This window comes from Bacillus sp. NSP9.1, from assembly GCF_000465465.2.
GTDB classification, from domain to species: Bacteria; Bacillota; Bacilli; order Bacillales; family Bacillaceae; genus Bacillus; species Bacillus sonorensis_A.
The window spans coordinates 212201-238192 of sequence record NZ_CP048273.1 but is presented as its reverse complement, the minus strand read 5'-3'; the positions used below and the strand labels follow the sequence as shown (position 1 = coordinate 238192).

22 protein-coding genes are annotated in these 25992 nt (G+C 46.6%); 6 read left to right on the top strand and 16 right to left on the bottom strand.

Going from position 1 to position 25992, the window contains the following annotated elements; translation table 11 throughout:
- Positions 1–18 precede the first annotated feature (18 nt).
- From M654_RS01245 to iolA, 15 genes are all read right to left on the bottom strand, one after another.
- Positions 19–1302: a valine--pyruvate transaminase gene (locus M654_RS01245; RefSeq protein ID WP_026589364.1), complete on the bottom strand. Its 1284-nt coding sequence runs from the start codon at positions 1300–1302 to the stop codon at positions 19–21.
- Complete coding sequence (locus M654_RS01240; RefSeq protein ID WP_026589365.1) at positions 1299–2540, bottom strand: DUF6421 family protein; 1242 nt, start codon at positions 2538–2540, stop codon at positions 1299–1301. The genes M654_RS01245 and M654_RS01240 overlap by 4 nt, the downstream gene beginning before the upstream one ends.
- Positions 2540–3094, bottom strand: coding sequence for a type 2 periplasmic-binding domain-containing protein (locus M654_RS01235; RefSeq protein WP_026589366.1), 555 nt, complete (start codon positions 3092–3094; stop codon positions 2540–2542). Before M654_RS01235 ends, M654_RS01240 begins: the two co-directional genes overlap by 1 nt.
- 1 nt (position 3095) lies before the next feature.
- Positions 3096–4367: an ATP-grasp domain-containing protein gene (locus M654_RS01230; protein ID WP_026589367.1), complete on the bottom strand. Its 1272-nt coding sequence runs from the start codon at positions 4365–4367 to the stop codon at positions 3096–3098.
- The gene (locus tag M654_RS01225; RefSeq protein WP_026589368.1) at positions 4324–5262 is read right to left on the bottom strand and encodes a DMT family transporter; all 939 of its coding nucleotides are present in this window, start codon (positions 5260–5262) and stop codon (positions 4324–4326) included. The genes M654_RS01230 and M654_RS01225 overlap by 44 nt, the downstream gene beginning before the upstream one ends.
- A 202-nt stretch (positions 5263–5464) precedes the next feature.
- A complete protein-coding gene (fba, locus tag M654_RS01220) occupies positions 5465–6343 on the bottom strand; it encodes a class II fructose-1,6-bisphosphate aldolase (RefSeq protein WP_026589369.1) in 879 nt (292 codons plus the stop codon).
- 21 nt (positions 6344–6364) lie between these two features.
- Positions 6365–7201 carry a 2-keto-myo-inositol isomerase gene (iolI, locus tag M654_RS01215; protein WP_026589370.1) on the bottom strand — a complete coding sequence of 279 codons (837 nt, stop codon included), beginning with the start codon at positions 7199–7201 and terminating at the stop codon, positions 6365–6367.
- A 65-nt stretch (positions 7202–7266) separates the two neighbouring features.
- A complete protein-coding gene (locus M654_RS01210) occupies positions 7267–8133 on the bottom strand; it encodes a sugar phosphate isomerase/epimerase family protein (RefSeq protein WP_026589371.1) in 867 nt (288 codons plus the stop codon).
- Between the two features lie 23 nt (positions 8134–8156).
- Positions 8157–9191, bottom strand: a complete 1035-nt coding sequence (locus M654_RS01205; protein WP_026589372.1) for a bifunctional inositol 2-dehydrogenase/D-chiro-inositol 1-dehydrogenase — start codon at positions 9189–9191, stop codon at positions 8157–8159.
- Between the two features lie 24 nt (positions 9192–9215).
- Positions 9216–10520, bottom strand: a complete 1305-nt coding sequence (locus M654_RS01200) for an MFS transporter (protein ID WP_026589373.1) — start codon at positions 10518–10520, stop codon at positions 9216–9218.
- Between the two features lie 12 nt (positions 10521–10532).
- Positions 10533–11435, bottom strand: coding sequence for a myo-inosose-2 dehydratase (gene iolE / locus M654_RS01195; protein ID WP_026589374.1), 903 nt, complete (start codon positions 11433–11435; stop codon positions 10533–10535).
- Between the two features lie 13 nt (positions 11436–11448).
- Complete coding sequence (iolD, locus tag M654_RS01190) at positions 11449–13362, bottom strand: 3D-(3,5/4)-trihydroxycyclohexane-1,2-dione acylhydrolase (decyclizing) (RefSeq protein ID WP_026589375.1); 1914 nt, start codon at positions 13360–13362, stop codon at positions 11449–11451.
- A gap of 28 nt (positions 13363–13390) precedes the next feature.
- Positions 13391–14368: a 5-dehydro-2-deoxygluconokinase gene (gene iolC / locus M654_RS01185; protein ID WP_026589376.1), complete on the bottom strand. Its 978-nt coding sequence runs from the start codon at positions 14366–14368 to the stop codon at positions 13391–13393.
- A 27-nt stretch (positions 14369–14395) separates the two neighbouring features.
- Entirely contained in the window at positions 14396–15211 is an 816-nt protein-coding gene (gene iolB / locus M654_RS01180) for a 5-deoxy-glucuronate isomerase (protein ID WP_026589377.1), read from the bottom strand.
- An 81-nt stretch (positions 15212–15292) separates the two neighbouring features.
- On the bottom strand, positions 15293–16756 hold the full coding sequence (gene iolA, locus M654_RS01175) for a methylmalonate-semialdehyde dehydrogenase (protein WP_026589378.1): 1464 nt from the start codon (positions 16754–16756) through the stop codon (positions 15293–15295).
- Positions 16757–17223: 467 nt separating this feature from the next.
- Here iolA and M654_RS01170 point away from each other — a divergent pair, with 467 nt between their 5' ends.
- The 5 genes from M654_RS01170 (at position 17224) to M654_RS01150 (ending at position 22033) form a co-directional block, all read left to right on the top strand.
- A complete protein-coding gene (locus M654_RS01170; RefSeq protein ID WP_026589379.1) occupies positions 17224–17979 on the top strand; it encodes a DeoR/GlpR family DNA-binding transcription regulator in 756 nt (251 codons plus the stop codon).
- 80 nt (positions 17980–18059) lie between these two features.
- The gene (locus M654_RS01165; protein ID WP_026589380.1) at positions 18060–18995 is read left to right on the top strand and encodes an aldo/keto reductase; all 936 of its coding nucleotides are present in this window, start codon (positions 18060–18062) and stop codon (positions 18993–18995) included.
- Positions 18996–19248: 253 nt separating this feature from the next.
- The gene (locus M654_RS01160) at positions 19249–20139 is read left to right on the top strand and encodes a glycerophosphodiester phosphodiesterase (RefSeq protein WP_026589381.1); all 891 of its coding nucleotides are present in this window, start codon (positions 19249–19251) and stop codon (positions 20137–20139) included.
- A gap of 21 nt (positions 20140–20160) precedes the next feature.
- A complete protein-coding gene (glpT, locus tag M654_RS01155; protein WP_026589382.1) occupies positions 20161–21522 on the top strand; it encodes a glycerol-3-phosphate transporter in 1362 nt (453 codons plus the stop codon).
- 340 nt (positions 21523–21862) lie between these two features.
- Positions 21863–22033 (top strand): putative holin-like toxin, encoded by a 171-nt coding sequence (locus M654_RS01150; protein ID WP_163170541.1) that lies wholly within the window; start codon positions 21863–21865, stop codon positions 22031–22033.
- A gap of 97 nt (positions 22034–22130) precedes the next feature.
- On the opposite strand, the gene htpG is transcribed toward M654_RS01150, so the two are convergent.
- Positions 22131–24011, bottom strand: a complete 1881-nt coding sequence (htpG, locus tag M654_RS01145; RefSeq protein WP_026589383.1) for a molecular chaperone HtpG — start codon at positions 24009–24011, stop codon at positions 22131–22133.
- Positions 24012–24426: 415 nt separating this feature from the next.
- Here htpG and M654_RS01140 point away from each other — a divergent pair, with 415 nt between their 5' ends.
- Positions 24427–25965, top strand: coding sequence for an ABC-F family ATP-binding cassette domain-containing protein (locus tag M654_RS01140; protein WP_026589384.1), 1539 nt, complete (start codon positions 24427–24429; stop codon positions 25963–25965).
- Positions 25966–25992: the final 27 nt, after the last annotated feature.

Sequence of the window (25992 nt, the reverse complement as noted above, 5' to 3'; positions counted from 1 at the left end):
TTAAGCCCCTGTCTTTTTTTAGTGAACTTTCTGCTGACACAATTCTTTCACAACGCTGGCCAAAACAGCGACTCCCCTTGTTAGATCTTCATCCGCTGCCGTAAGGCTGATCCGAATACATTGGTGCGCATGAGGCATATGCCGTATGTCATGGTGAAAGAAGGATGAACCGGGAACGATGATGACACCGTTCGCTTTCAAATGTTCATACAGCTCTTGATCGGCCGCCGGGAAGTCTTCAAGCCAAAGCCACCCAAAAAGCGACCCCTCTCCTTTATGGATATACCACTTGATTCCATCCGCCATATTTTCGTGAAGGAGTCTGTTCAACAGTGAAAATTTTCTCTTATAGTATGGCCTCACACACGTTTCCGATATGGAAACGAGACGCCCGCTATTTAAAACAGATGCCGCCATATACTGCCCCAGCCTTGAAGAATGGATCGCCGCATTTGACTGAAACGCCTCCATTGCCTGTATATAGCGGGACGGGCCGATGGCGATGCCAATTCTTTCACCGGGCAGCCCGGCTTTTGAAAGGCTCATGCAATGGATGATTTGGTCATTGAAAACAGGCTCCATGTCGATGAAGTTGATCGCCGGAAACGGCGGAGCATAGGCGGAATCAATGAGCAGCGGCACATTGGCTTTGCGGCAGGCGTCTGAGATCAATAATACATTCTCGGCAGACAGAATATTTCCGCAAGGGTTGTTTGGGCGCGAGAGGATGACAGCGCCGATGTGCGGATCAGCCTCCATTCTTTGCAAAAATCGCTCCCGGTCAAGTTCGTATCGGAAGGTGTGTTCATCTAATATTGAAACGATCGGAGGAATCCCTTGGACGATGTCTTTCTCAAGCGCGACACCGCTGTATCCCGAATAGTCCGGAAGCATGGGAATCAAGACCTTCTTCTTGGCGGAATCGCTTCCGGTTCCGCAAAACGAATTGACGGCCAGAAAAAATAACTGCTGGCTTCCCGCCGTAATCAGCACATTTTCTTTTTGAATGTCAAAATGATACCTCTCGGAAAAGAAACGGACTACACTTTCAATCAGTTCGTCCGTTCCGTAGCTTGACCCGTATTGGCTGATGATTGAAGGAAAACGCTCGTCCTCTAATAAGCCTGCTAAAGCGGATTTCCACATGGCAGCCGCTTCCGGAAGAATCAAAGGATTGCCCGCGCTTAAATTGATGTATTGCCGCTTTCCCCCGGCCAGCACTTCCTGAATGTCCCCCATCACCGCTCTAACCCCTGTCTTCTCACTCATTTTCTCTCCAATGCTGCTTAGCTTCGGATTCAATGTTTCAGCTCCTCATCGTGTTGAAATCGCAAATAGGATGTTTCAATACCGTTGTTGAGATCATGAATAAAATATTGAACAGGTACGCTGAAGCGCTCACCTTCGCTTCCGGGCGGCAAATACCGCCTCACATAATGCTCAGCCGCTTTTTTATAAGCCAAATCGTCTTCTATCTCTTCCAGTTTTTCGATTTCGGCAACAAGCTTTTTCAAATCTTCCATGCACAATGCAAGATCAAGCGCTACAGGCTTCTCGCTTCCCCTTTGCAGGGAACGGCCGTTTTCAATGATCCAGCTAAACAGGAAAAACCCGGTTCCCGAATCAAAGTTTTGTGTGGCATTGTGCTGGCTCGGATACCGTAAAAGCCGCTCAAACAGCACGAACTCGATAATTTCTTCCCAATAGTCGTACTGTCTTTCCGCAAGAGCCAGGATCGATTGGCAATCGACTTTTACTTCCTCGAGAATGCCCGCAAAAAAATTCATTTTCGCTTGAATGTGCTCATGGAACGGCTTTTTCCCGCAATGGTGGTAATAGTCGTGCAAATAACCCCAAAGGACCCTCGCCTCATATGTCCGATCCGGGTGCAGATGGCGAGACTTAAAAGGAACGTTTTCAAAAATCGCCTGCGCTCTCTTCAGCGTGTCCTCATGATAGATTTGATAAAACTTATTAAAGTAGAAAATCGCAAATGTCTGGGTTGTGACTTTTTCTTTCGTTTTCACATTTTCCGGAAAAAAGACGATGCACTTCTCTTCTGTAAACCCTTTTGTTCCGGCGAGCAGCTTCAGCGATTGGCAGCCGTTTTCCGGGTGCGGCATCTCTGCTTCGATCGGCTTCATCATAGACGGCTCTTCTCGAACAGCTAAAAAGGCTTCAAAAAAACAGCCTTTGGCATGCGGGCCGTTCGGTGTCACGATCGGAGCGGCAAAAAAGGTGACATCCCCGTTTTCCGGCGCACGGTAAGCCGTCAATAACCGGTCAAAATACGGCGTCTCTGCCAATCCGCGGCTGAGCCAGTCCAAAACATCCTGTTCAAAAGCGGCCGCGGCTTCTTGTAAATGAACCGCCTCATATATCACCCTCACATCCTTCATCAAGTGCAAAAGCAGCTCTTCCGCTCTATTTTGCTGTTCCACAACCTGTCCTTTATCATTTTGGTATGTTTGCAATTCATGAATCTGCGGTACGATTTGTTCGTTCACCAGGTTTACAATGTCGCGCGTCAAAGTCAGCATTAGCTTCCTCCTTTAAGTCCGTGTATGGTAAAACACATCGGCACTTCGCCGAAATCTTTCATGACTTGCAAGTTGTGTTCATCAGCTGCTTTTATCGTCGTGATACAGCCGTCAGCCTCATTTAAGGCACAGGCCAGCGCGGCTTTGGCGTTGCTGGTGACCAATTGGACATCGTCGCTGAAGAGCTTTGCAAGATGAGCCGGCGCAGGATGGGAAGCGACTGTTTGAATCTTCGATTTTTCCGCGCCCTGTTTTGCGGCAAAAACCATGTTGTATGTAGGCATGACAAAGCTGTCGATAATTTTTAAATCCACTAGATTCTCGAATACGATGTTATGCAAATACGGATAAACGGCACAGCCCAAAAGGACTGAATTTTCCGTCATTTTCACTTGAAGCAAAGCCTCTTCCAGCGTTTCATACAGTCTGACTTCTCCGCGGAGCCCCTGGTTCTTCAGCCACAGCAGACCGGCTTTTTCGCAATTCGTGCCCTGCGGTCCCAGTGTGTGGACGATCATGACTGCCTGCTCTTCCTGCACTTGATTCGGAATCATCTTAGCCTCCTATTGTACCTGTTGGATTAGGTTGATATATGATGGTCAGTTCATCATCCAGCTCCCGATAAAATGCCTCACAGTCCCCGTAGGTGTCATGGCTTGTTAAAATAAACCCCGGATAACCGGAGAAATGCGGATATGGGAGAACCTCGGCGCCGGATTCGAAAAATTGAAAGACCCGTTTGACTTCCGGTTTTTCTTTCACCTCTTCAAGTCCGTCAATTTTCTCAAAAGCGCCCGATCCTTGAACAGGAATGATGTAATTGCCCGCTGTCCTTTTCGGGTGAATGTCGTCCTTTAATTGTTCTAACGGTTGAAAAGCATTTTGTATGACCAACTGCATAAAGTTGATTCCTGTGCTTTCCTTGACAATAAAATGGGAAACGCCAGAGCCGCCGATTCTTGCGCCCACCTCAATGACATAAGGCTTGCCGTCCTCGTTCAGTCTCAACTCCGTATGGGCCGGACCTTGGTGAATGCCAAGCGCCAATACGGCGCCCGTGACTTCCTTGATAATCGATAGCCGCTGCTCTTCATCCAGTCTGGCCGGGGCGATATAGACGCCTTCTTCAAAAAACGGGCCTTTGCCGTCCCCTTTATAGCCGATCGACAAAACATGCACCTTTCCTTGAATCGACAATGTTTCCACAACGAATTCGGGGCCGTCGATAAATTGCTCCACGACGATGCCGCTGTGTTCCCGAACAAATTTGCTGAGATCCCCCCGGTTAATCGCTTCGACCTTCTGAACAGCTGCATTGAGCTGTTCCCAGTCATCGACCCGGACGACGCCCTGGCTGGAAAAGCCGTTGATCGGTTTGACGACTAAAGGGTATGAGAGCTTTTCACCTTCCAGGTCGTCAAGCTGATCCACTTCATAGAAGAGCGGCGTATTCAGCCCGTTCTCCTTCAGGATGCTGCGCGTTCGGTTTTTGTTGCGGCAGTTTTCAACCGCTTCTAATGGGAGGCCCGGCAGATTCAAGGCCGCCGCGGCTTTCGCCGTGAAAGGCAATGCCGGCTCAAACAATGTCATCACACCGTCAAACGGAGATTCGATATATGTCTGCCGAACGATTCTCATGGCCGCCGGCTCGTCTTCAAACAGCGGAATGGCGATGCAGCGATCAACAGCCGGAAGAGCTCCCGGATGGTCTTCGGCGGCATTGTAAAAAAACGTAATCTTGACACCTAAGCTTTCCGCTTCTTCAAAAATAAAAGGCAAGTGCTTATTTTGACAGATGATGGCCAAGTGTTTGTTTCGTTTCGTCAATTTTCGCGATCCTCTCTTCTTTTTTTAGATTAATGAACATCACGCCGAATATAACAAGCAATGTCCCTAAATAAATATTGGCATTCAATTTTTCATCCAAAAATAAAAATCCGATATAGAGAGCGATGACAGGGGAAATAAACAGGTGGGAAGTCGCTTTTGAAATGTGCCACTTTTTCAGTAAATAAATATTGATCCAAAATCCCAATATCGAACCGACAACCGCCAAATACAACAAGGCAATCAGGCTGACACCGGAAAACGTCCTTGTGCCGCTTTCCAGCACTAAACTGCTAAGGAGTAAAATGACTCCGCCGCTTAACATCGACAGAGAGTTAAAGCTCAAAATCGGCAGTGACTGGATTTTCTGCTGCACTTTAATTTGAATAAAAGCCGAGCCGAACATCGCACACAAAATCACGACCATGGCAATGATTTCAATCAAATCGACTTGAATCAACAGCTGATTGCCAAAAACAACCGTGATGCCGAGCAAAGCGAGGCATATCCCCCATTTTTGCAATTTGGTTGCCGGCGTTCCTTTGACTAAACGATTGATGATCAGGGCAAAAACGGAGATGCTGGCTGCCAAGATGGAAACCAAACCGCTTGGCAAATAAAGAGAAGCCCAGTAAACCGAACCAAAAGGGATGGAAAAATACATGATGCCGTTGAAAACCGAGAGCACAAGCAATTCTTTTGAAAACACAAATTGTCGGCGCATGAAAAGAACGATGGCAATGATGACGCTTGCGATCATAAATCTCATGCCTGCGGACCAAAACGGAAGGCTGTCGCTCAGCCCGACCTTTTGAAAAGCCCAGGTCGTTCCGCCGATTAAACATAAAACGCCAAATAAAATGTGAACCCGAAACTTCAAAACGTTTGCTAGCATATTCACTTCACCTTATTTTGTTATCGTCTTGCTGTGCAGATTCGTCAGAAAATATACTCTTTTCTGACCCAAATGGATTATGAAGGAAATTATAACTATTATATCAATTACAGTCAATATAAATTTGGAACTTTTAGTATTCCTTTACAATAAAAAAACACTCACTATCGAAAGTGAGTGCCGGCAGGTTTTTATATCTCAATCAGACTTTGATTTCTTGGGTGTATGCGGCTTTTCCGGAGGACCCAAACTCTCTCATTTTCAGCTTGACCGTTTCCTTGACGGCTTCGATCCCAGGCGTCATATAGGCGCGCGGTTCATACAGATCCGGATTTTCTTTAAACATGCTGCGGGTTTTCTCAGTCCAGGCCACCATGCATTCGGTATTAATGTTGATTTTTGCATGACCGAGCCGGATCGCCCTTTCGATTTGGTCAGTCGGGATTCCCGAAGCCCCATGAAGAACAAGCGGAATATCTGTCACCCGTGAAATTTCTTCCATTTCTTTAAATCCTAAATTAGGCTCACCTTGATATTTACCATGGACAGAGCCGAGAGCTGCAGCCAGCGCATCAATATCGGCTTCTTTGACAAGGCGTTCACATTCCTCGATATCGGCGTATTTCACGCCGCCGACGAGCCCGTCTTCCATACCGCCTACTGTGCCCACCTCTGCTTCAACAGACACATTGTGTGCCCGGGCATAAGCTACGACCTCTTTTGTCATGGCGATATTGTCGTCAATCGGGGAGTGGGAACCGTCAATCATCACTGAACTAAAGCCTGCGTCAATCGCTTTTTTACAGCGCTCAGGGCTTCTTCCGTGGTCGAGGTGCAAGACAACCGGAACGGTGATTGACATTTCTTTGACCAGTGCATCCACCATGGCGGCAACCGTTTTAAATCCGCCCAAATAATCAATGAGCCGGTCAGAGGCAGCCGCAATGACAGGTGACCGCTCTTCTTCCGCCGCTTGTAAAATCGCCTTTGTCCATTGAAGGCCGTTTATATTAAACTGGCCGATTGCGTAATGCTGTTTCTTTGCTTCTCGAAGAAGATTCTTCATGGAAACGAAAGCCACGTTCACCCCTCCTATCTCGTGTTACATCTTGAAGTATTTTGACACAACGTCAACCGTTGTTTCTTTTGCCTTTTTAATCGTTTCTTCCGCACTGAGCTTATAATATTCAGGTCTGAACAATTCAACAGACACAACGTCTGAAAAACCGATTTCCTTTAAAGTGGATAGGTGAGCATCCAAGTCAATCGCTCCCTGTCCCGGCCATACACGGTCTTCATCTCTTAAAATGCCGATCGGGAAATCTTCCGTATCATCAATGTGATAAATAAAAATTTTCTTTCCATCCGCCTGCTTCAAGTCTTCAAGATTTGAGCCCATAGCATGGAAGTGGAAGCTGTCAAACACAAGCCCGACATTATCGCGGTTGACCGTGTTTAAGATATCGTAAGCCTGTGAGAACGTATTGACGGTACATTCCGGATGCCCGACAAATTCAACAGCAATCTTCACGCCGTACGGCTCGGCGATATCGGACAGCTCAGTCAAGACGCTGACAGAGCTTTTTTTGATGTCTTCTTTCAATATTTTCTCTTCTGTAACGAGCGGAACGGCGACTACGTATTTCACGCCAAGCGCCTTGCACGTTTCCATCATGCCTTTGAATTCGGTGATGATGCTCTTGTACCCCTCTTCATCACGGTTATTGAAGAAAACTAAGGCATTTAATGCAAGCGGTTTAATATGATGTGTTTGAAAATACTCGGCCAATTCTGATAGAGAATGGTCTTTTAAATACTCAGGCAGCTTATCCATCGTCCGGATTTCGATATAATCGTATCCATGCTTCTCACAGTATTCGAGATCCTTTGCAAGGTTTGAATTTTCCAACGTCGTTGCTTCATTAAAGCATAGCTTCATATTAGATTCTCCTTATCTGATATTCTTGTGAAGAGAGAGTTCGGCCTGGCGCCGAACTCAGGGGCTTATCCTAATAGTTCCTGTTTCAATTTTTCAAGCATGAATCTGCTTGATTCATCCGCTCTTTCGTCGACCCAAGCAAAAACGGCGTTCGTCGCAATTCCGTCGAACTTCATCTCTCTCAGCTTTCTGAAGATCGTATCAAAATCGACCTCGCCTTGACCAATATCTAAATGCTGGTGAACCGTTACTTTCGCGTCAGGCGGATTGACAATGTAGCGAAGGCCATGAGCCGCTTTATGATTATAGGTATCTGCAAATAAAACATGTGTGAGGCGGTCGCCGGCTTCGTCAAACATTGTCTCGATGTCGCCTTTGCCGTCATCATAGAAGAATGTATGCGCAGTCGAGTAGACAAGATTGATCCAATCCTTGTCAAGCGCGCGGATCATATCCATCGCACCTTTGTGCGTTTCGATAAAATCGTATGGATGGGCTTGAAGATTGAGTTTAATGCCTTCTTTTTCAAAGACTGGCAGAAGCTCATCCATGGATTTGATAAATTTTTCTTCACTTGTTAAAGGATCGTATTTTGAACCGCTGAATTCGCTGTTCATCAAATCGACTTCAAGCTCGACCGCAATTTCGATCGCCCTTTTCCAGTTGCGCACAGCTGCCTGACGGCGATCTTCATCAGGACCTGCCCAGTGGTAAAGCGGAAGGAGCGATGAAAGCTTAACACCGGTATCTCTTAAAAGCCGCTTTAATTGTTTGATTTTTGCTGAATCGACTTTCGGATATTTATAGAATGGACAAAAATCTTCGCGCGGCGATAGTTCGATATATTCGTAGCCAAGCTCCGCCGTTTTATAGACCGTTTCCTCCAAAGTTAAATCATCACGATACATCGATGGATCCAATGCTAATTTCACACTTTTCACTCCTCGGAAAGTTTTTATTTTTTAACAGTTGTGAACGTTTGATAGAATTCCGGTTTCTCCTGAAGCGCCACAGGTTCTTTCTGTCCGGATTCCTGAGCTTTCACACAGGCGTCCGTCGTTACGGCGGCGATATAGCCGTCCCATGCAGTCGGCCCGCTGACCTCGCCTTTCTGTTGGATTGAGTCAATGAAATCTTGGATCTCTACATCGTAGGCGTCCACGAAGCGGCGCTGCCAATCCATCAGGATATCTGTAGAGAATTTTCCGTCTTTTCTCAAAGAAATGCTGGACGGTTCAGGAAGCTTCACGATGCCGTCTTCACCAACGATTTCACACTGAATGTCATATCCGTATTTGCAATTGACATAGATTTCCGCATTGATCACGACTCCGCCTTTCGTTTCGATGATGACGATTTGCGGATCACGCAAATGAGGAAGCGCGTTTTTCGATTTTTTCGGATAAATGACCTGAACAGATTCGTAGTCATCATTGATCAGCCAGTGCAGGGCGTCTATTTCATGGACAAGGGTATCGACAACAGCCATATCTGTTGTGTAGTTGTCGCCGACAGCCGGGTTGCGGTGCGCACAGTGGATCATGAGCGGCTCGCCGATGACGCGGTTGTCGATCGCTTCTTTCAGCTGTACGTAACCGCTGTCATAACGGCGCATAAAGCCGACTTGCACGAGACGTTTGCCCGCTTTGATTTCTTCATTGACGATCCGCATGCATCCTTCCGCAGTCGTCGCCAGAGGCTTTTCACAAAATACGAATTTGTTTGCTTTAATCGCTTTCAAAACACTTGATTCATGAGCCGGTCCCCAGCTTGTGACCAACACCGCGTCGACATTTTCCGCTGCGATCAGGCTGTCGTCGTCCGGATAGACTTTGGCATTCAAGCTGAAGTCCGTTACGACTTGCTGAGCTGCTTCCTGGTTCACATCGGTAACCGCGACAATTTCGCCGCCGGCTAATTTATTTGTGATGCGGTTGATATGTTCTTTTCCGATTGCTCCTGTACCAATAACACCTATGCGTAAATTCATTGATAGCCACTCCTTCAAATGTAGTTACATAATTTTTCTTGTTTGCACTTGCCCCGCTTGAGCCGGAGGAGTTCCATACAACTCTTCCTGAATTTGTTCAAGCGACTTACCGGATGTATTCGGTGCAAAAAAGAGCCCGATCAGCATGCTGGCCGTTACACATCCAAGGAGTATGGCCGCCATGAATGCAATTCCAAAATTCGAGATGATCATTGGAACGAAAAGGCTCCAAGCCCCGATTGAGATACGAACGAGGAAGAACATCAACCCTTGTGCAGATGCACGATATTCCGTCGGGAAAATTTCACTCGCCCATAGTTGATAATTGGCCTGTTGCCCTGCCCCGTTGTTTATGCCGATCATCACGATAAAGAGGATGAGAATCGGCATGCCCTCTGCCGGAAGCAGAAACAATGACCAGCCGATCACCGCCGCAAACGCGGAGATCCCAAACACTGTCTTCCTGTATTTGTCTGCAAACGGCATGAAGATAAAAGCGACGCCAAGCCCGGTGAAAATAAACAGCCCCATCTGCAAAACGTTTGCCATGGTCGCTGATACACCGCCGACCTGCTGATAAATGTAAGGCATAAAAAACCCCATGACACCTGCAGCCAGATTCCAAACCAAGTACACGCCCATTAAGAATAAAATGCTTTTCAAATACTTAGGCTGAAGCAAATCGAGATAAGACGTCTTCGGCTTCCTAACGGCTTGAGCCGTTTCGGATTGATCCTGCCAGGCATCGGATTCCGGCAGCCTTTTCCGCAGAACATAGGTGATCAATGCGATAACGAGCAAATGCCCAAACACGATTTTATTGCCCAATAAGCCTAAATCACCAAGGAGGACCGACAGCAGCAGGACCACAACCGCCCCCGCAGCCCATGCGACCTGTGCAACTCCGCAATGACGCGCCCTGTTTTTCTTAGGTGCGTTCTCTGCGATGATCGTCCAGGAAGCCGTAATATCAGCTCCTACCGATAAACCGATAATAATGTAACCGCTTAACAAAAAGGGAAAGCTGGTGCCGAACAATACTAAACAAATCCCCAGTGCATAAACCAGCATACTGTTCGTATAGACAGCCTTTCGGCCAATTTTGTCGGCCAAAAAGCCTCCGAGCAGCGCGCCGATTGCGGCTGAGATGGCGTTTGCGCTAAAGCCGCCGAGCAGTCCGATCTGTGTATCCGAAAGCTTTAAATAACTGACCCATAAAGATAAACCAGCTGACCCTGCTACAATGGAACCCGCGTCGATGTAATTTGCCAATGCTGCTGCTATGGTTCGTTTATTGAATGGTGAGACTGCTGCATTTCCATTGTTCAATGTAAAGCCCCCTTAATTGGTTGCTGCGGGATTCAACAAGTGACGGTCGATATATGTTCTGGCGATCAGCGCGTATTCTAGAGGGTTTGCCACTTCGGGATCCTGTTCGGCTTCCACAACGATCCAGCCGGAATAGTCATGCTGTAAAAGTGTTTGATACACTTCCGTAAAGTCGATGCAGCCGTCGCCGGGAACCGTGAACATGCCTTGTAAAAACGCCTGCCTGAACGATTTTCCTTCGGCTTTGCACTTTTCCATGATATCAAGACGCGCATCTTTAAAATGAACATGTTTAATTCGGCCGATATGCTTCTTCAGAATGTTCATATAGTTGCCATCAGAGATGTAGGCGTGCCCTGTATCATAAAGGAGATGCACACATGCCGGATCAGTCCCGGCCATAAGCCGGTCGACTTCTTCTTCCGTCTGCACCCCTGTTCCCAGATGATGATGATAGACCAGCTGCAGATCATACTGGTCTGCGATTTTGCCAAGCTGATTCAATCCTTCGCAAAGCTTTCGCCATTCCTCATCTGTAAAGTGCGGCTTTTCTGTAAATACATTTTTATCAAGGCCCTGCACACTGTACGTTTGTTCAGACACGACCGCAACATCCGCATCGACCTCTTGCAGGTACTGACAGTGAGCCTTGAATTCTTTGGCGGTTTCTTCGATACCGTCCCAGAGAATAAAGCTGCTGAACCACTTTCCTGCAATCTTTAAGTTTCTTAACTTAAGCTCTTTATTTAAAATCGCCGGTTCCGGGAAAAAACCTCCAACCTCTGTGCCTTGAAAGCCGGCAACAACGATATCGCTCAGCAAATGTTGAAGCGTGTTGCCAGCTCCGATTTCCGGAATGTCGTCATTTCGCCATCCTATGGGGGCGATGCCCCATAGAATTTCCGCCTTGCCCATCCTGGTGCCTCCTTTAATACTGCTTTGCAGATTCCAGCATTTTTTCTTTTGCATCATAAGCTTTTTGAACGCTTTCCTGTTCTGAAACCTCTGCAACACCAACGTGCCACCAGCTGTCATAGCCGTCCGTCATCGTCTTCGGCAGCACTTTCATTTCGATCAATGTTGAAACATCCTGTTTCTTCGCATCTTCAAGCGCGGCTTTCAATTCTTCAATCGTGTTGGCTTTATAAGTTTTGGCTCCGTATCCTTCGGCAACTTTTGCGTAGTCGACGTTGAGGATTTGGTTATCATCCGTTCTGAATTCACAATAGTAGCTGCCGCTTCCATGGTCCATTTGCAGATTGTTGATGCAGCCGAAGCCCGAGTTGTCAAAGAGCAGCACATTGATCTTTTTGTTGTACTGGATAGCTGTAATCAGCTCGGAGTGAAGCATCAGGAAGCTTCCGTCCCCAACCAGTGAATAGACCTCTCTGTCCGGATGAGCCAATTTCAGGCCGAGCGTTCCCGATACTTCATATCCCATGCAGGAATAACCGTATTCCAAGTGGTACGTATTCGGTACGTTGGAATGCCAGAGCCGCTGCAGGTCGCCCGGAAGAGAGCCTGCTGAACAAATGACGACGCTGTCTGGATCAACTGTTTCATTGATGGCCAGCAATGCCGTTGTTTGCGGCAGTTCCGTTTTCAATGCATCCGCATATTCGTTAAGCACTTCCTGAGAAAAATGATCTTTAATTTCAGGCGTGAAGTTTTCGCGCTTAAATGTGACTTTGCTCAAGCGGTCGCGTTCAGCAAGCCATTCGTCTTTCAGCTCCTTGATGGTTGAACCGAACTCACTCTTATAGCCTTCCAATAAGCCGTGCAGCTTGCCGAGCGTCACTTTCGCATCCGCGACAACCTGGAAAGCATCCAGCTTATACGCCTGCATTCTGCTGACATTGATGTTTAAAAACTTTGCGTTGTCAAAGTCAAAAGCCGTTTTGGAGGATGTTGCAAAATCGGTGTATCTCGTGCCGATTCCGATGATCAAATCAGCCTCGCGGGCGGCTTTGTTTGCTGCCAGCGTACCGGTGATGCCCATACCGCCCAAATTGTTGGCAAAATCGGCTTCAACCGTTGATTTCCCGGCCTGGGTTTCCACCAGCGGAATGTTGTAAGCTTCAGACATCGCGATTAATTCGTCGCGCGCACCGGAATACTTCGCACCGCCGCCGACTAAGATGAGCGGTTTTTTGCTTGACTTGATCAGCTTAGCCGCACCTTCAAGTTCACGCTCGCTCGGGTGCTTGCGGTCGATGTAGTGAACGCGCTTCACAAAGAAGCTTTCATCAAAATCAAAGGCTTCACCTTCAACGTCTTGGGAAATGCAAATCGTTGCCGGACCCGCTTTTGCAGGATCTGTCATCACTTCAAAGGCGCGGATCAGACTGCTCATTAACTGTTCAGGACGTGTGATGCGGTCCCAATACCTCGAAACCGGCTTCAATGCATCGTTCGTCGTAATTGCCGCGCTGTATTCTTGCTCCACTTGCTGAAGAACAGGATCAGGCTGTCTTGTCGCAAATGTATCAGCCGGAATCAGGAGGACGGGAATGTTGTTCGCAAGCGCTGTACCTGCAGCGGCCACAAGATTGGCCGCTCCCGGTCCGACCGATGTCGAGACGGCATAGATCTTCCTTCTCAGCATCTGCTTGCTGTAAGCCATTGCTGCATGGGCCATTCCCTGTTCGTTTTTACCTTGAAACACCTTTAAGTGGCCGGCATCCTGTTCAAGCGCCTGGCCGATTCCAACGACGTTTCCGTGCCCGAAAATTGTGAAGATCCCCTCGACAAATGGAGTTTCTTCCCCGTCAACATGGATGTATTGCTGATTTAAGAATTTGATTAACGCTTGTGCTGTTGTTAACCGTATTTTCTTGCCCACAAACGATCCCACCTTTATTCGTTTTCATTCAAGACTGCGCCGCAATCAGTTCTTCAATCTCAGCGACAGTAGGCATGGCTTCAGATGAGCTATGCTTGGAGACAACAATCGATGCTGAAGCGCTTCCATATTTCAACGCCGTTTCAATGTGTTTGCCTGTGACAAGCCCGTATAAAAAGGCCGAAGCGTATGAATCGCCTGCTCCAAATGTTTTCAACACTTTCGTCTTATATGCTTTAGCCCGGAAGACGTCCCCGGATTTGCTGTATGCGTATGAACCTTCGACACCGTGTTTGATAACGACGAGATCTGCGGAATGCGCAAACAAATGCTGAACCGATTCCTTGTTGATACCGCCTGTGCGGTTTTCCATCACATCAAATTCATCACGGGTCCCGATGACAATGTCGGATTGCTCGGCAACGAGACTGTAGTAAACAGCTGTTTCATCTGCAGACGTCCACGTATATGGACGGTAATCGAGTTCAAAGACCACTTTCACCTGATGCTTCTTTGCCAGCTGTACGGCCTTCAACACCGCTTCACGGGACGGGCTTTTAGCCAGCGCCGTACCTGAGACTAAAAGCATTTTGGCTTTGGCAATGTAATTTTCATCGACTTCAGAAGGCTCAAGGTATAGGTCTGCAACATCGTCTCTGTACATTAAAATGCTGCATTCTTCAGGGCTTAAAATTTCCGTAAAGGCAAGCCCTGCTTTATGCCCCTCTTTGTCAACCGCCATTTGCGATGTGTCGACACCCGTATTTCTCATATAGCTTTCTATGAATCTTCCATGCTGGTCATCAGGAATTTTGCCGATGAAACCGGCTTTCAAACCCAATTTTGAACTGCCGATCGCGATATTGGCCGGCGAGCCGCCGACATATTTTGAGAATGTCATTGTCTGCTCCATCGGCCGGTTGTATTCAACCGCGTTCAAATCAATGCATGCGCGGCCGATTGCCACAATGTCAAATTCTTTTTCTTCATTAAATGTATACTTCATCTTAAACAGCCACTCCTCACCTAATTGTTAGCGTTCCAGGATCCACTCATGGTCAGGATCATTATGAAACTTCCACTTCCGCGTCGGACCTGCCATCACATTTAAATAATAGGACGTGTATCCGTCAGGCACGCCTACCGGATGATATCCAGCCGGCACGATCACAACGTTTTCGTTCTCGACGGTCATCGTTTCGTCAATTGAACGGTCGTCTGTGTAGACGCGCTGAAATACAAAGCCTTGGGCAGGGTCAAGTTCATGATAGTACGTTTCTTCTAAAAAGGATTCTTCAGGCAAATTGTCTTGGTCATGTTTATGCGGCGGATAGCTGGACCAGTTTCCGCTTTCTGTATAAACTTCGACGACTAAAAGGCTGTTCGCTGAAGGATCTGAGTCCGGAAGAATGTTATGGACGGTTCGTTTGTTGCTGAATTTCCCGCGATGTTCAACACCGTTGTCTTCCGCTTTGATCAGCTTCGTCGGCAGCTGTTTTTCAGATGGAGAATAGCAAAGGGCAACCCTTGCCTGTGCAGGCGCGGTGATCACAAAAGAACGGTCATTTGACACATAAACACTGTCGGTCGGTTTTTTCTCGAAAACGCTTTCTCGTGTGCCGATATTTTCAAACGTCTGTTCATGATCGGAGACGGTAATCTTCCCGGTCACAGCCACGATGCAGCATTCCTGTTTACTTAAAGCCTCCTCATAACGGGCACCCGGTGCAAGGTCAATGACTTTAAATTCAACATAGTTCAGGTCGGAGTTTGATTTCTTCACTTCATGGACAAGTTTTACGCCTTCTGATAGCTCATTCGCCTGCGGTTTGCGCAACAAATGACTCATTGAAAAGCCTCCTTTTTTCAATCGATCTTTCAAACATAGGCCGAACAGCGTGATGGCCACGCCGTTCGGACGTTTTCACTTTTAGTTAAAGTCAGGCGCCGGATATCTTGCGGTCACGACTTTTTTGCGCGTGTAGAAATCTACGCTGTCTTTTCCGTTGGCATGCAATGTACCGAAGAACGATGACTTCCAGCCTGAGAATGGGAAGAAGGCCATCGGAGCCGGTACACCCAGGTTGATGCCGAGCATGCCCGCATCGATGTTTTCGCGGAAATAGCGAATCGCATTCGAATTAGATGTGAAAAGGCACGCGCCGTTTGCAAATTCGGATTGGTTGGCGATCTCAACAGCTTCTTTTAAGTTTTTCACACGAATCACGGACAGTACCGGAGCAAAGATTTCATCTTTCCAAATCGTCATATCTGTTGTGACATTGTCAAAGATTGTCGGCCCGACGAAATAGCCATCATCCGTAACGTTTTCACGCCCGTCGCAAACAAGTCTCGCACCTTCTTCAATTCCTTTTTGGATGTAGCCGAGCGTGCGTTTTTTGTTGTCTTCGCGGATGACCGGCCCTAAGAAGACGCCGTCATCAAGGCCGTTTCCGATTTTGACCTCGCCCGCTTTTTCAAGCAATTTCTCCATGAATTGATCGGCAATTCCTTCTTCCACGGTGACAACCGCACAGGCCATGCAGCGTTCGCCGGCAGAGCCGAAAGCCGCGCCGATGATATTTGTTACCGTATCTTCAAGATTGGCATCGTTCAGAACGATGGTGTGGTTTTTAGCGCCTGTCAGCGATTGAACGCGTTTCAGATTTTCGCTTCCTTTTTTATAGACATATTCTCCGACCGGTTTGGAGCCGACGAATGAAATCGCTTTAATTTCAGGGTGTTCGAGAATGCCGTTCACCACATCATGCGCGCCGTATACCACATTAAATACGCCTTTTGGAAGCCCGGCTTCTTCAAACAGCTCAACAAGCTTCTCCGTCAAAAGCGGTGTACGCTCGGAAGGTTTCAGTATAAACGTGTTTCCTAAAGCGATGGCCATTGGGAACATCCAGCACGGAACCATCATCGGGAAATTGAAAGGCGCGATTCCGCCGACGACTCCGATCGGGTAGCGGTAGTTCGCAGCTTCGACATCAGTTGCAATCGTCGCGAGTGAATCGCCCATCATCAAAGACGGAGCGCCCGCAGCAAACTCGACGTTTTCGATTCCGCGTCCCACTTCGCCCAGCGCTTCTTTTGTGTTTTTTCCATTTTCAATTGTAATGAGGCGGGCAAGCTCTTCTTTATGCTGAGTCAACAGCTGCTGAAAGTTAAATAAAATTCTCGCTCTCCGCGGCACGGCTACCTTCGACCATGTTTTAAACGCTTCAGCCGCTTTCTCCGCTGCATATTCTATATCCTCGCGCGTCGAGATCGGCACTTGACACAGCACTTCTTTTGTCGCAGGATTGACAACATCTTCATATTTATCGGTTTTGCTTTCAACCCATTCTCCATTGATATAGTTTTTTAACTTTCTGACTTCTGCCATTCTTATAACCTCCTTGAATATTAAACATCCACTGGTACAGATGGGGCAGGATCCAATCATTATGAATGAACTCGGGAATATCCCTTCATTACATAACCGATTTTTTGAAAAAGAGTTAAATTAAACGCTTACAAAAACTTGACCAATACAGCTTCGTCAAAAGAACCGCAACGTCATGACGTTTTATCTGGCCCCAAAAGTTTTGATTAATATTATCACGTTTTGGTCATTTCTTGGTTATATTCTAATCTGATCCTACCCATAAGTCAATCACAAATAAATAAATTTTTTCTTTTATAATATTTGAAGAAAACCTTAAAACTATTTATATAAACATTGTATAATAAAAAAGAATAGGGTAAATCTTGCAAAGTATAACCACCAATGTTATCATTTCTTAAGCAATTATTGGTCAACTTTTGGTTTTTTCATACCTAAATTAAAGTTTCTAGAAGGAGATTTTTGATATGAAATTAATGCGGATAAAGGAGATGGAAGAATACATTTTGACTAATGGCACCGTTTCATTAGATGAACTGTGCCAGGTCTTCAATGTCTCTAAAAACACGGTCAGACGCGATATCAACAAATTGACCGAAAAAGGAGTCATTAAAAAAGTATACGGCGGCGTAACAGCTATTGAAAAAACGGCGTTGGTCCCTTTTGAAAACCGGACGATCCAAAACAAAGATGCGAAAACAAAAATAGCGCACTATGCTTCCCGTTTTATCGAGGACCATGACCTGATTTTCATCGATTCCGGAACAACGACACAATCTATTTTGGAAACTCTTGACCCAAATAAAAATGTAACCGTTTTAACGAACAGTCTTGATATCATCAATGCCGCCGCTGCCATGAAAAACATCAACTTGATCATCATCGGAAACAACTATAAACGGAAAACGCAGTCGTTTGTGGGAATGGATGACCCCAGCACTTTGGATAAATACAATATTAACAAAGCTTTTATGTCAGCCACCGGAGCAACACTTACCCACGGTCTGACAAATTCCGACCTGCTTGAATATGAAATCAAAAAAAAGATTTCCGAAAAAGCAAAAGAAGTGTATTTATTGGCCGATCACACCAAATTCGGCAAATCCACTTTGCTGACATATGCGCATTTCGAAAGGCTGCATTGCATTGTAACATCAAAACCGCTCGATGAAGAATATAACAAATTTTGCAAAGAGCATAAAATTGAAATTCATCTGGCGTAGCATTTATAGTAAAAGTGAGCTGCTTGGCCGGCATGATGAAAACGGCCGGCCAATCATTTATCTTTCAGGAGGGGAAAAAAGTGCAAAAAGTAAGAATTGGCAAGTCAGATCTTCAAGTATTTCCGATTGGTTTAGGCACGAATGCAGTAGGAGGCCACAACCTTTACCCGAATCTCAATGAAGAAACGGGCAAAGAGCTGGTGCGGGAAGCGATCAAGAATGGCGTGAATTTCCTGGACACCGCCTACATATATGGAATCGGCCGCTCTGAAGAGCTCATCGGTGAAGTCCTGCGCGAATTTAACCGCGAAGATGTGGTCATCGCCACAAAGGCCGCTCATAGAAAAGAAGGGGACGACTTTGTCTTTGACAACTCTCCGGCATTTTTGAAGAAATCCGTGGACGAAAGCCTAAAACGTCTGCAAACAGACTACATTGACCTTTTCTATATCCATTTCCCTGATGAAAAAACACCGAAAGACGAAGCCGTCGGAGCCCTTCACGAGCTGAAGCAGGAAGGAAAAATCAGATCGATCGGCGTCTCCAATTTCTCACTCGAACAGCTGAAAGAAGCGAACAAGGACGGACTGGTCGATGTTCTGCAGGGTGAATACAACCTGCTAAACAGGGAAGCTGAAACGACATTCTTCCCGTATACACAGGAGCACAACATTTCGTTCGTTCCGTTTTTCCCGCTCGTATCCGGTTTATTGGCTGGAAAATACACCGAAAATACAACATTCCCTGAAGGCGACCTTCGAAGAGAAATGGAAAATTTCCAAGGCGACCGTTTTAAAGAAAACATCAAAAAAGTGAATCAGCTCGCTCCAATTGCTGAAAAACACAATGTCGGCATCGCTCATGTCGTGCTGGCTTGGTACTTGGCAAGACCGGAAATCGATATTTTAATTCCTGGTGCGAAACGGGCCGATCAGTTGATCGACAACTTAAAAACGGCGAAAATCAACCTTTCCGAAGATGATTTTGCCTTTATCGATCAATTGTTTGCGCGCTAAACCACTGTTAAAAAACCTATCTGCTAAGATAGGTTTTTTTCACGAAAACAATTGACAGCGCTTCCATTTCTGATATGATAGGAAAGAAGTTAATAAGAGTGACGGAGAAAACAGGAGATCCACTACAAGAACCTTAGATTGAGAGGTTTTTTTGTGGATCTTTTTTCTTTGTCCGAAGAGGAGGGAAGTCGGCCATGTAAAAAAGCAAAATCGCGTGCAAACAGCAAAACAATCTGAAAGGAGAGATGATATCATGAAACGATTTTTCCGAAGTGCTGCCATGACGGCCGCGCTGATTGGAGCGGGTTTCGGCGCCGGGATTCATGCTGAAGCAGCCGCACCGGCCCACAAGCAGCTTAACCCGAATCACATTTTAAATGTCGCCCACCGCGGTGCATCCGGGCACGCGCCTGAACATACCCTCTTGGCTTATGAGCTTGGGCAAAAAATGAAAGGCGATTACATAGAAATCGATCTGCAAATGACAAAAGACGGCGAACTGGTTGCGATGCATGATGAAACATTGGACCGTACCACCAATGGAACCGGGTATGTCAAAGACTATACGCTGGAGGAAATCAAAAAGCTTGATGCCGGCTCCTGGTTTAATGAAAAGTATCCTGAACTGGCCAAGCCGGTATATGCCGGGCTCAAAGTTCCTACTCTCGAGGAAGTGATCCAAAGGTTCGGCAAAAGCGCGCGTTATTATATTGAAACGAAATCGCCCGAAGTCTACGACCACATGGAAGAAAAATTGCTGGATATCCTTGATCAGTACAAATTAACAGGACCTAATCTTCGTTCAAGCAAAGTCATCATACAATCCTTTAGTCCGGAAAGCTTAAAAATCATTCATCAAGCAAACCCCAACATTCCGCTTGTGCAATTGTTGTGGTATGACAAACCCGCTTCCATCACGGATGCTGAACTGGAGGCATATCAATCATACAGCGTCGGCCTCGGCATGAACTATGACCGCATCGATCAAGCGTATGTTCAAAAAGTACGGAGCCACGGGTTGTTGATCCATCCGTATACCGTGAATGAAAAAGAGGACATGAAGAGACTGCTCGATTGGGGCGTGACGGGAATGTTCACCAATTTCCCCGACCGTCTTCAAGAGGTTTTAAATGACAACCAGTAATCGATAAGAAGGAGAAAGACCATGCTTAAACTGTTTAAACCTGCTCCGCCGATTGAAAGATTGCCGGAAGAAAGAATTGATCCTGAATACAAGAAACTCAGACTGCAAGTGTTTCTCGGTATTTTCATCGGCTATGCGGCGTACTATTTGATTCGCAAAAACTTCTCGCTTGCCATGCCTTATTTGATTGAAGAAGGATTTTCAAAATCGGCGCTCGGTTTTGCTTTATCCGCACTTTCGATTTCCTACGGGCTCAGCAAATTTGTGATGGCCACCATATCGGACAGAAGCAATCCGAGAATGTTTCTGCCGGCGGGACTGATTCTTTCCGCCGTTATCAGCCTGCTGATGGGGTTTGTTCCGTTCTTTACCTCATCCATCGCCATTATGTTTATCATGCTGTTTTTAAATGGCTGGTTTCAGGGAATGGGATGGCCGCCATCAGGACGCGTCCTTGTTCACTGGTTTAGTGTCAGTGAAAGGGGAAATAAAACGGCGATCTGGAATGTCGCCCACAATGTCGGCGGAGGGCTGATGGCGCCAATCGCCGTCGCAGGCGTGGCTGCCTTCTCCGGAATCGCGGGGAACTCTGTGACAGGCTATGAAGGGGTCTTTATTCTGCCGGCACTCGTCGCCATTGTCGTTGCCTTGATTAGTTACCTGCTGATTCGCGACACTCCGCAATCGGTCGGGTTGCCGCCGATCGAAGAATATCGCAATGATTATTCAAGCAAAGAGAAAAAAACGTTTGAAACGGAATTATCGACAAAAGACATCCTTTTCAAATATGTGCTCAATAACAAATGGGTATGGGCGATCGCGCTCGCAAACATTTTTGTCTACTTCGTCCGCTACGGCGTCTTAGACTGGGCGCCGACCTATTTAAGCGAAGAAAAAGGATTTGATATGAGCAAATCCAGTGTCGCCTATTTTCTGTATGAGTGGGCAGGCATTCCGGGCACCCTGCTTTGCGGCTGGATTTCGGATAAATGGTTTAAGGGGCGCCGGGGGCCTGCTGGCTTTGTCTTTATGCTCGGGGTATTGATCGCCGTGCTTGTCTACTGGTTCAATCCGGCGGGCAATCCGATGATCGACATGGCTTCATTAATTGCCATCGGCTTCCTCATCTACGGCCCGGTCATGCTGATCGGTCTGCAGGCGCTTGACTTTGTTCCGAAAAAAGCCGCCGGGACTGCGGCAGGATTAACCGGCCTGTTCGGCTACTTGGGCGGAACCCTGACAGCAAACGCCTTAATGGGGGTTATCGTTGATGCATCCGGCTGGGATGCGGGATTCACTCTGCTCACAGCTTCATGCGCCATCGCGGCCATCATCTTCGCCATGACTTGGAATGTAAGGGGTCAAGAAGTCGTCAAACATTAATTTCACAAAAAAAGATCCGTCTCTGAACTCCTGAGACGGATCTTTTTTGTGCTTTCCATGGTTTCTATGGTTTATTCATGCTATTTAAGACAACCAATTTAAGTCAGTTCTTGTTTTGTTCCTTGTGGACTTGCCGTTCTCCCCTTGGACCATATCTTTTTCTTGGAACAGTCATTTTGTCGTAAGGATCAGTCACCGGTGACAGCAGCAGCCCCGGTACACCCAGCCGATAAAAAACGAAAGCAATGACTGCTCATTGTTTCCTTCTGGGATGTTCTGCTGAATACGAGCAAAGTAAAACGAACAATAGATTCAGCTTCGTAAGGGCGGGGGTGAGAGTATGGCAGTTGAAAGCGCAATCCAACTCATGCTTATTTTCGGCATTTTGATTGCGGCGATCATGTCATCAGACAAAAAAAGTAAGACCGTCCTGGCCGCTAAACGAAGACGATCTTACTTTCAGGCTGAAGCTGACTCCTTTACAGGAGCTATTCTATTGTCGATCGGTTAGATGTTCCCGCTACTATAATGCTCAGGAGCATATTCAATATATAAGGTTCAAAAACAAAATTAGGCTGTCGTGAATTTTAGAAAACCGGTCAGCCGTTTTAGGCCATCACTTTGCATATATCATTCGTAAACTCGACAGGGTCGTCGATCGGCAGGCCTTCGATCAGCAGCGCTTGGTTGTAGAGAAGACCGGTGTATAAGCTGAACTTTTCTTTATCGTTTTCAAACGCGGCCTGCAATGTGTCAAATACCTCGTGATTTGTATTGATCTCAAGCACTTTATCCGCTTTGACATGCTGATTATCAGGCATCGCATTTAGAATTTTTTCCATCTCAATGGTGACTTCGCCGTCAGCCGCGAGACATACGGAATGGGTTTTTAATCGTTTTGACGGCCTGACGTTTTTCACCTTGCCTGATAAAATGTTTTTCATTTCCTCAAACAGCTCTTTATATTGGTTCTCATCTGCATCTGATTGGTTTTGATCATCTTCTGATTCAATACCAAGGTCTCCGCTTGATACGGATTTAAATTCTTTTTCTTCGTAATTCGCCAGCATTTTGATGGCAAATTCATCGATATCTTCCGTGAAATATAAAATTTCATAGCCTTTCTCAGACACAAGCTCTGTCTGTGGAAGCTTTTCAATCCGCTCATACGATTCGCCTGACGCATAATAAATATATTTCTGATCCTCAGGCATTCTTGACACATACTCATCAAGCGTCACAAGCTTTTTCTCTTTGGACGAGTAGAACATTAAGAGGTCCTTCAGCACGTCTTTGTTGGCGCCGAAATCATTGTAGATGCCGAACTTAAGCTGTCTGCCGAATGATTGGTAAAAAGCCTCATACTTGTCGCGGTTGTTTTTCAGCAGGCTTTTCAGCTCGTTTTTGATTTTCTTGCTGATGTTTTTGGCGATCAGCTTCAGCTGCCTGTCATGCTGGAGCATCTCTCTTGAGATGTTGAGGGATAAATCCTCTGAATCGACCATACCCTTGACAAAGCTGAAATGATCCGGAAGCAGTTCCGGGCATTTGTTCATGATCAACACGCCGTTTGAGTACAGCTCCAAGCCCTTCTCGAATTCTTTTGAATAGTAGTTAAACGGAATGTTTTCCGGAATAAACAGGATCGCCTGGTATCTCACCGCACCGTCGACGCTCGTATGGATATGGGCGAGAGGCTTGTCAAATCCGTAGTGCTTTTCCGCATAAAACGCTTCATAATCCTCATCTGTCAGCTCGGTTTTATTCTTTCGCCAAATCGGCACCATGCTGTTGACCGTCTGTTCTTCCTGAACTTCTTCAAATTCATTTTCGGCGTCCTCTTTCGGCTTGTTGACGGTGACATCCATCTTGATCGGATAGCGGATGAAATCAGAGTATGTTTTGATGATGTTTTTCAGCCGATGGACTTCCAAGTATTCATCATATTGTTCATCCTCAGTGTTCTCTTTCAGCTTCAAAATGACATCTGTTCCGACCGATTCCTTTGTGCACGGCTCAATCGTGTAGCCGTCCGCCCCGGCGGACTCCCATTTATACGCCTCATCACTGCCGAGCGCCTTTGTGATGACAGTGACAACATCAGCCACCATAAAAGCGGCGTAAAAGCCGACGCCGAACTGGCCGATGATATCGTGCCCGTCTTTCGGTTCATTTTCATGTTTAAACGCAAGGGAGCCGCTTTTGGCGATCGTTCCAAGGTGCTCCTCGAGCTCTTCCTTTGTCATGCCGATCCCGGTGTCCGATACGGTCAGTGTTCTGTTTTGTTTGTCGGCCGAGATTTTAATGTAATAATCATCTTTGTTAAACGTCAAAGCGTCGTCTGTGAGCGCTTTATAGTAAATTTTGTCGATGGCATCGCTCGCATTTGAAACAAGCTCTCTTAAGAAGACCTCCCTTTGGGAATAAATCGAGTTGATCATGATGTCCAGCAATCTTTTAGACTCTGCTTTAAATTCTTTTTTAGCCACCTGTTCTCTCTCCTTTTTGATTGAAGAATATGTAGATCAATGGTTGCTCTTTTGTTCACATCTTAAATATCACACCGCATAGCGGTTGTCAATATATAGGTATGCCGGATTGACATCCCGCCTCCTTCTTCATATAATTTGATGTGAAGGAAATGTTAACTAAAATGAGGTGGAAAGGAATGGAAATCTTATCAACTGTTCTTATTAGAGATTTGGCTTAAGACGGGAGAAGTCTGCCCTTTTTTAGAAAGCCATCTCGTGAACAGTTTGATACGGTTTCAAATCCTTTCTTGCTATATTTGATATGTAGTGGGTAAGGTGTATTCGCCTTACCCGCTTTTTTATACAACAGGATATTGATGGTTCACGCTGTTCTCTTTAGATGGCTTATAAAAGCCAAAAGGAGAGAATCATCATGAGTATTGTTCAAGCTGCGAATCTCACTTATATGCACGGGGATCGCATCATTCTTCAAAACGTCAGCTTTCGCCTGCTGAGGGGTGAACACGCCGGACTCGTCGGTCGAAACGGAGCTGGCAAGTCGACCTTTCTCCGCCTCTTGACAGGAAGCCTTTTGCCCGACAAGGGAAACATTGAATGGCTGCCAAGCGTACGGCCCGGCTATCTTGAACAACATGCCGGACTGACGAAGGGCATGACCGTTCTTCAATACTTGGAAAAGGCGTTTCATCACCTATTTGCCATGGAAATAGAAATGAATCTGCTTGCAGAACAAATGGCAGATGCCGCTTGCAACCTGGATGGCCTGCTGAAAAGGTACGGTGATCTCCAGGCTGAATTGGAGAAGTCGGGATTTTACCAAATCGGCGCAAAAATTGAGGACACCGCACAAGGCCTCGGCTTGACTGAGATTGGACTTGACCGGGATGTCTCACATTTAAGCGGCGGCCAGAAAACAAAGCTCCTTCTGGCCAAACTGCTGCTGGAAGAACCAGAAGTTCTTTTATTGGATGAACCGACGAATTACTTGGATCGCGGACATATCGACTGGCTGACCGGCTATTTGAAAAATTACGAGCATGCCTTTGTCGTCGTCTCCCATGACGAACGCTTTTTATACGAGATTACAGATGTTACGTTTCACTTGGAACATCAGACCATTAAGCGGTATTCCGGCGGCTATCGTTTTTTCCTGAAGGAATATGAACAAAACACAGCGCAGATCAAAGCGGCTTATGACAAACAGAGCAGAGAAATCGAGAAGTTGGAGGCCTTCATTGATCGCAACCGGGTGCGGAAAGCAAAACAGGCCAAAAGCCGCGAAAAAGCGTTAAGCAAAATCCAACGCATCGAAAAACCGGAGGACCGTCCGGCCCCCCGCTTTGAATTCCGGACGGAAAACAACCCTTCTATGACCGTTCTTGAGACAAAACAGCTGGAGATTGGCTACGCTGAGCCGTTGCTTATGCCGCTTTCCCTCACCGTGAAGCGGGGCGATAAAATCGCCGTCATCGGTGAAAACGGCGGCGGAAAGTCGACATTGATCAACACGCTGCTCGGCGGCCTCAAGCCTTTAAGCGGCACTGTATCAGCCGGACAGCATATAAGAGCCGCATATTTCAGACAGGAAAGCAGCGGTTCGTCCAACACACCGCTTACAGAAATGCGGACGCGCTTTCCCGATGCGTCGGAAAAAGACATTCGCCACAAGCTTGCGGCAGCCGGCTTGACAAGAGAACATATCGCACAGCCGCTCTCCACTCTGAGCGGAGGCGAACAGGCAAAAGTTCGCCTTGCGGAGCTGATGCTGACCAAAAGCAATCTGCTCGTTCTTGATGAACCGACAAATCACCTTGACGCATTGGCAAAGCATGCGTTAAAGCAAGCGCTCTGCGACTATAAGGGAACGATTTTGCTCGTTTCCCATGAACCGTCTTTTTATGAAGACTGGGTGACTCATATCTGGCAGATTGAAGCATGGTGTCGCAAATAGGTAAAAGCCGGCCTTTCGAAGGGCCGG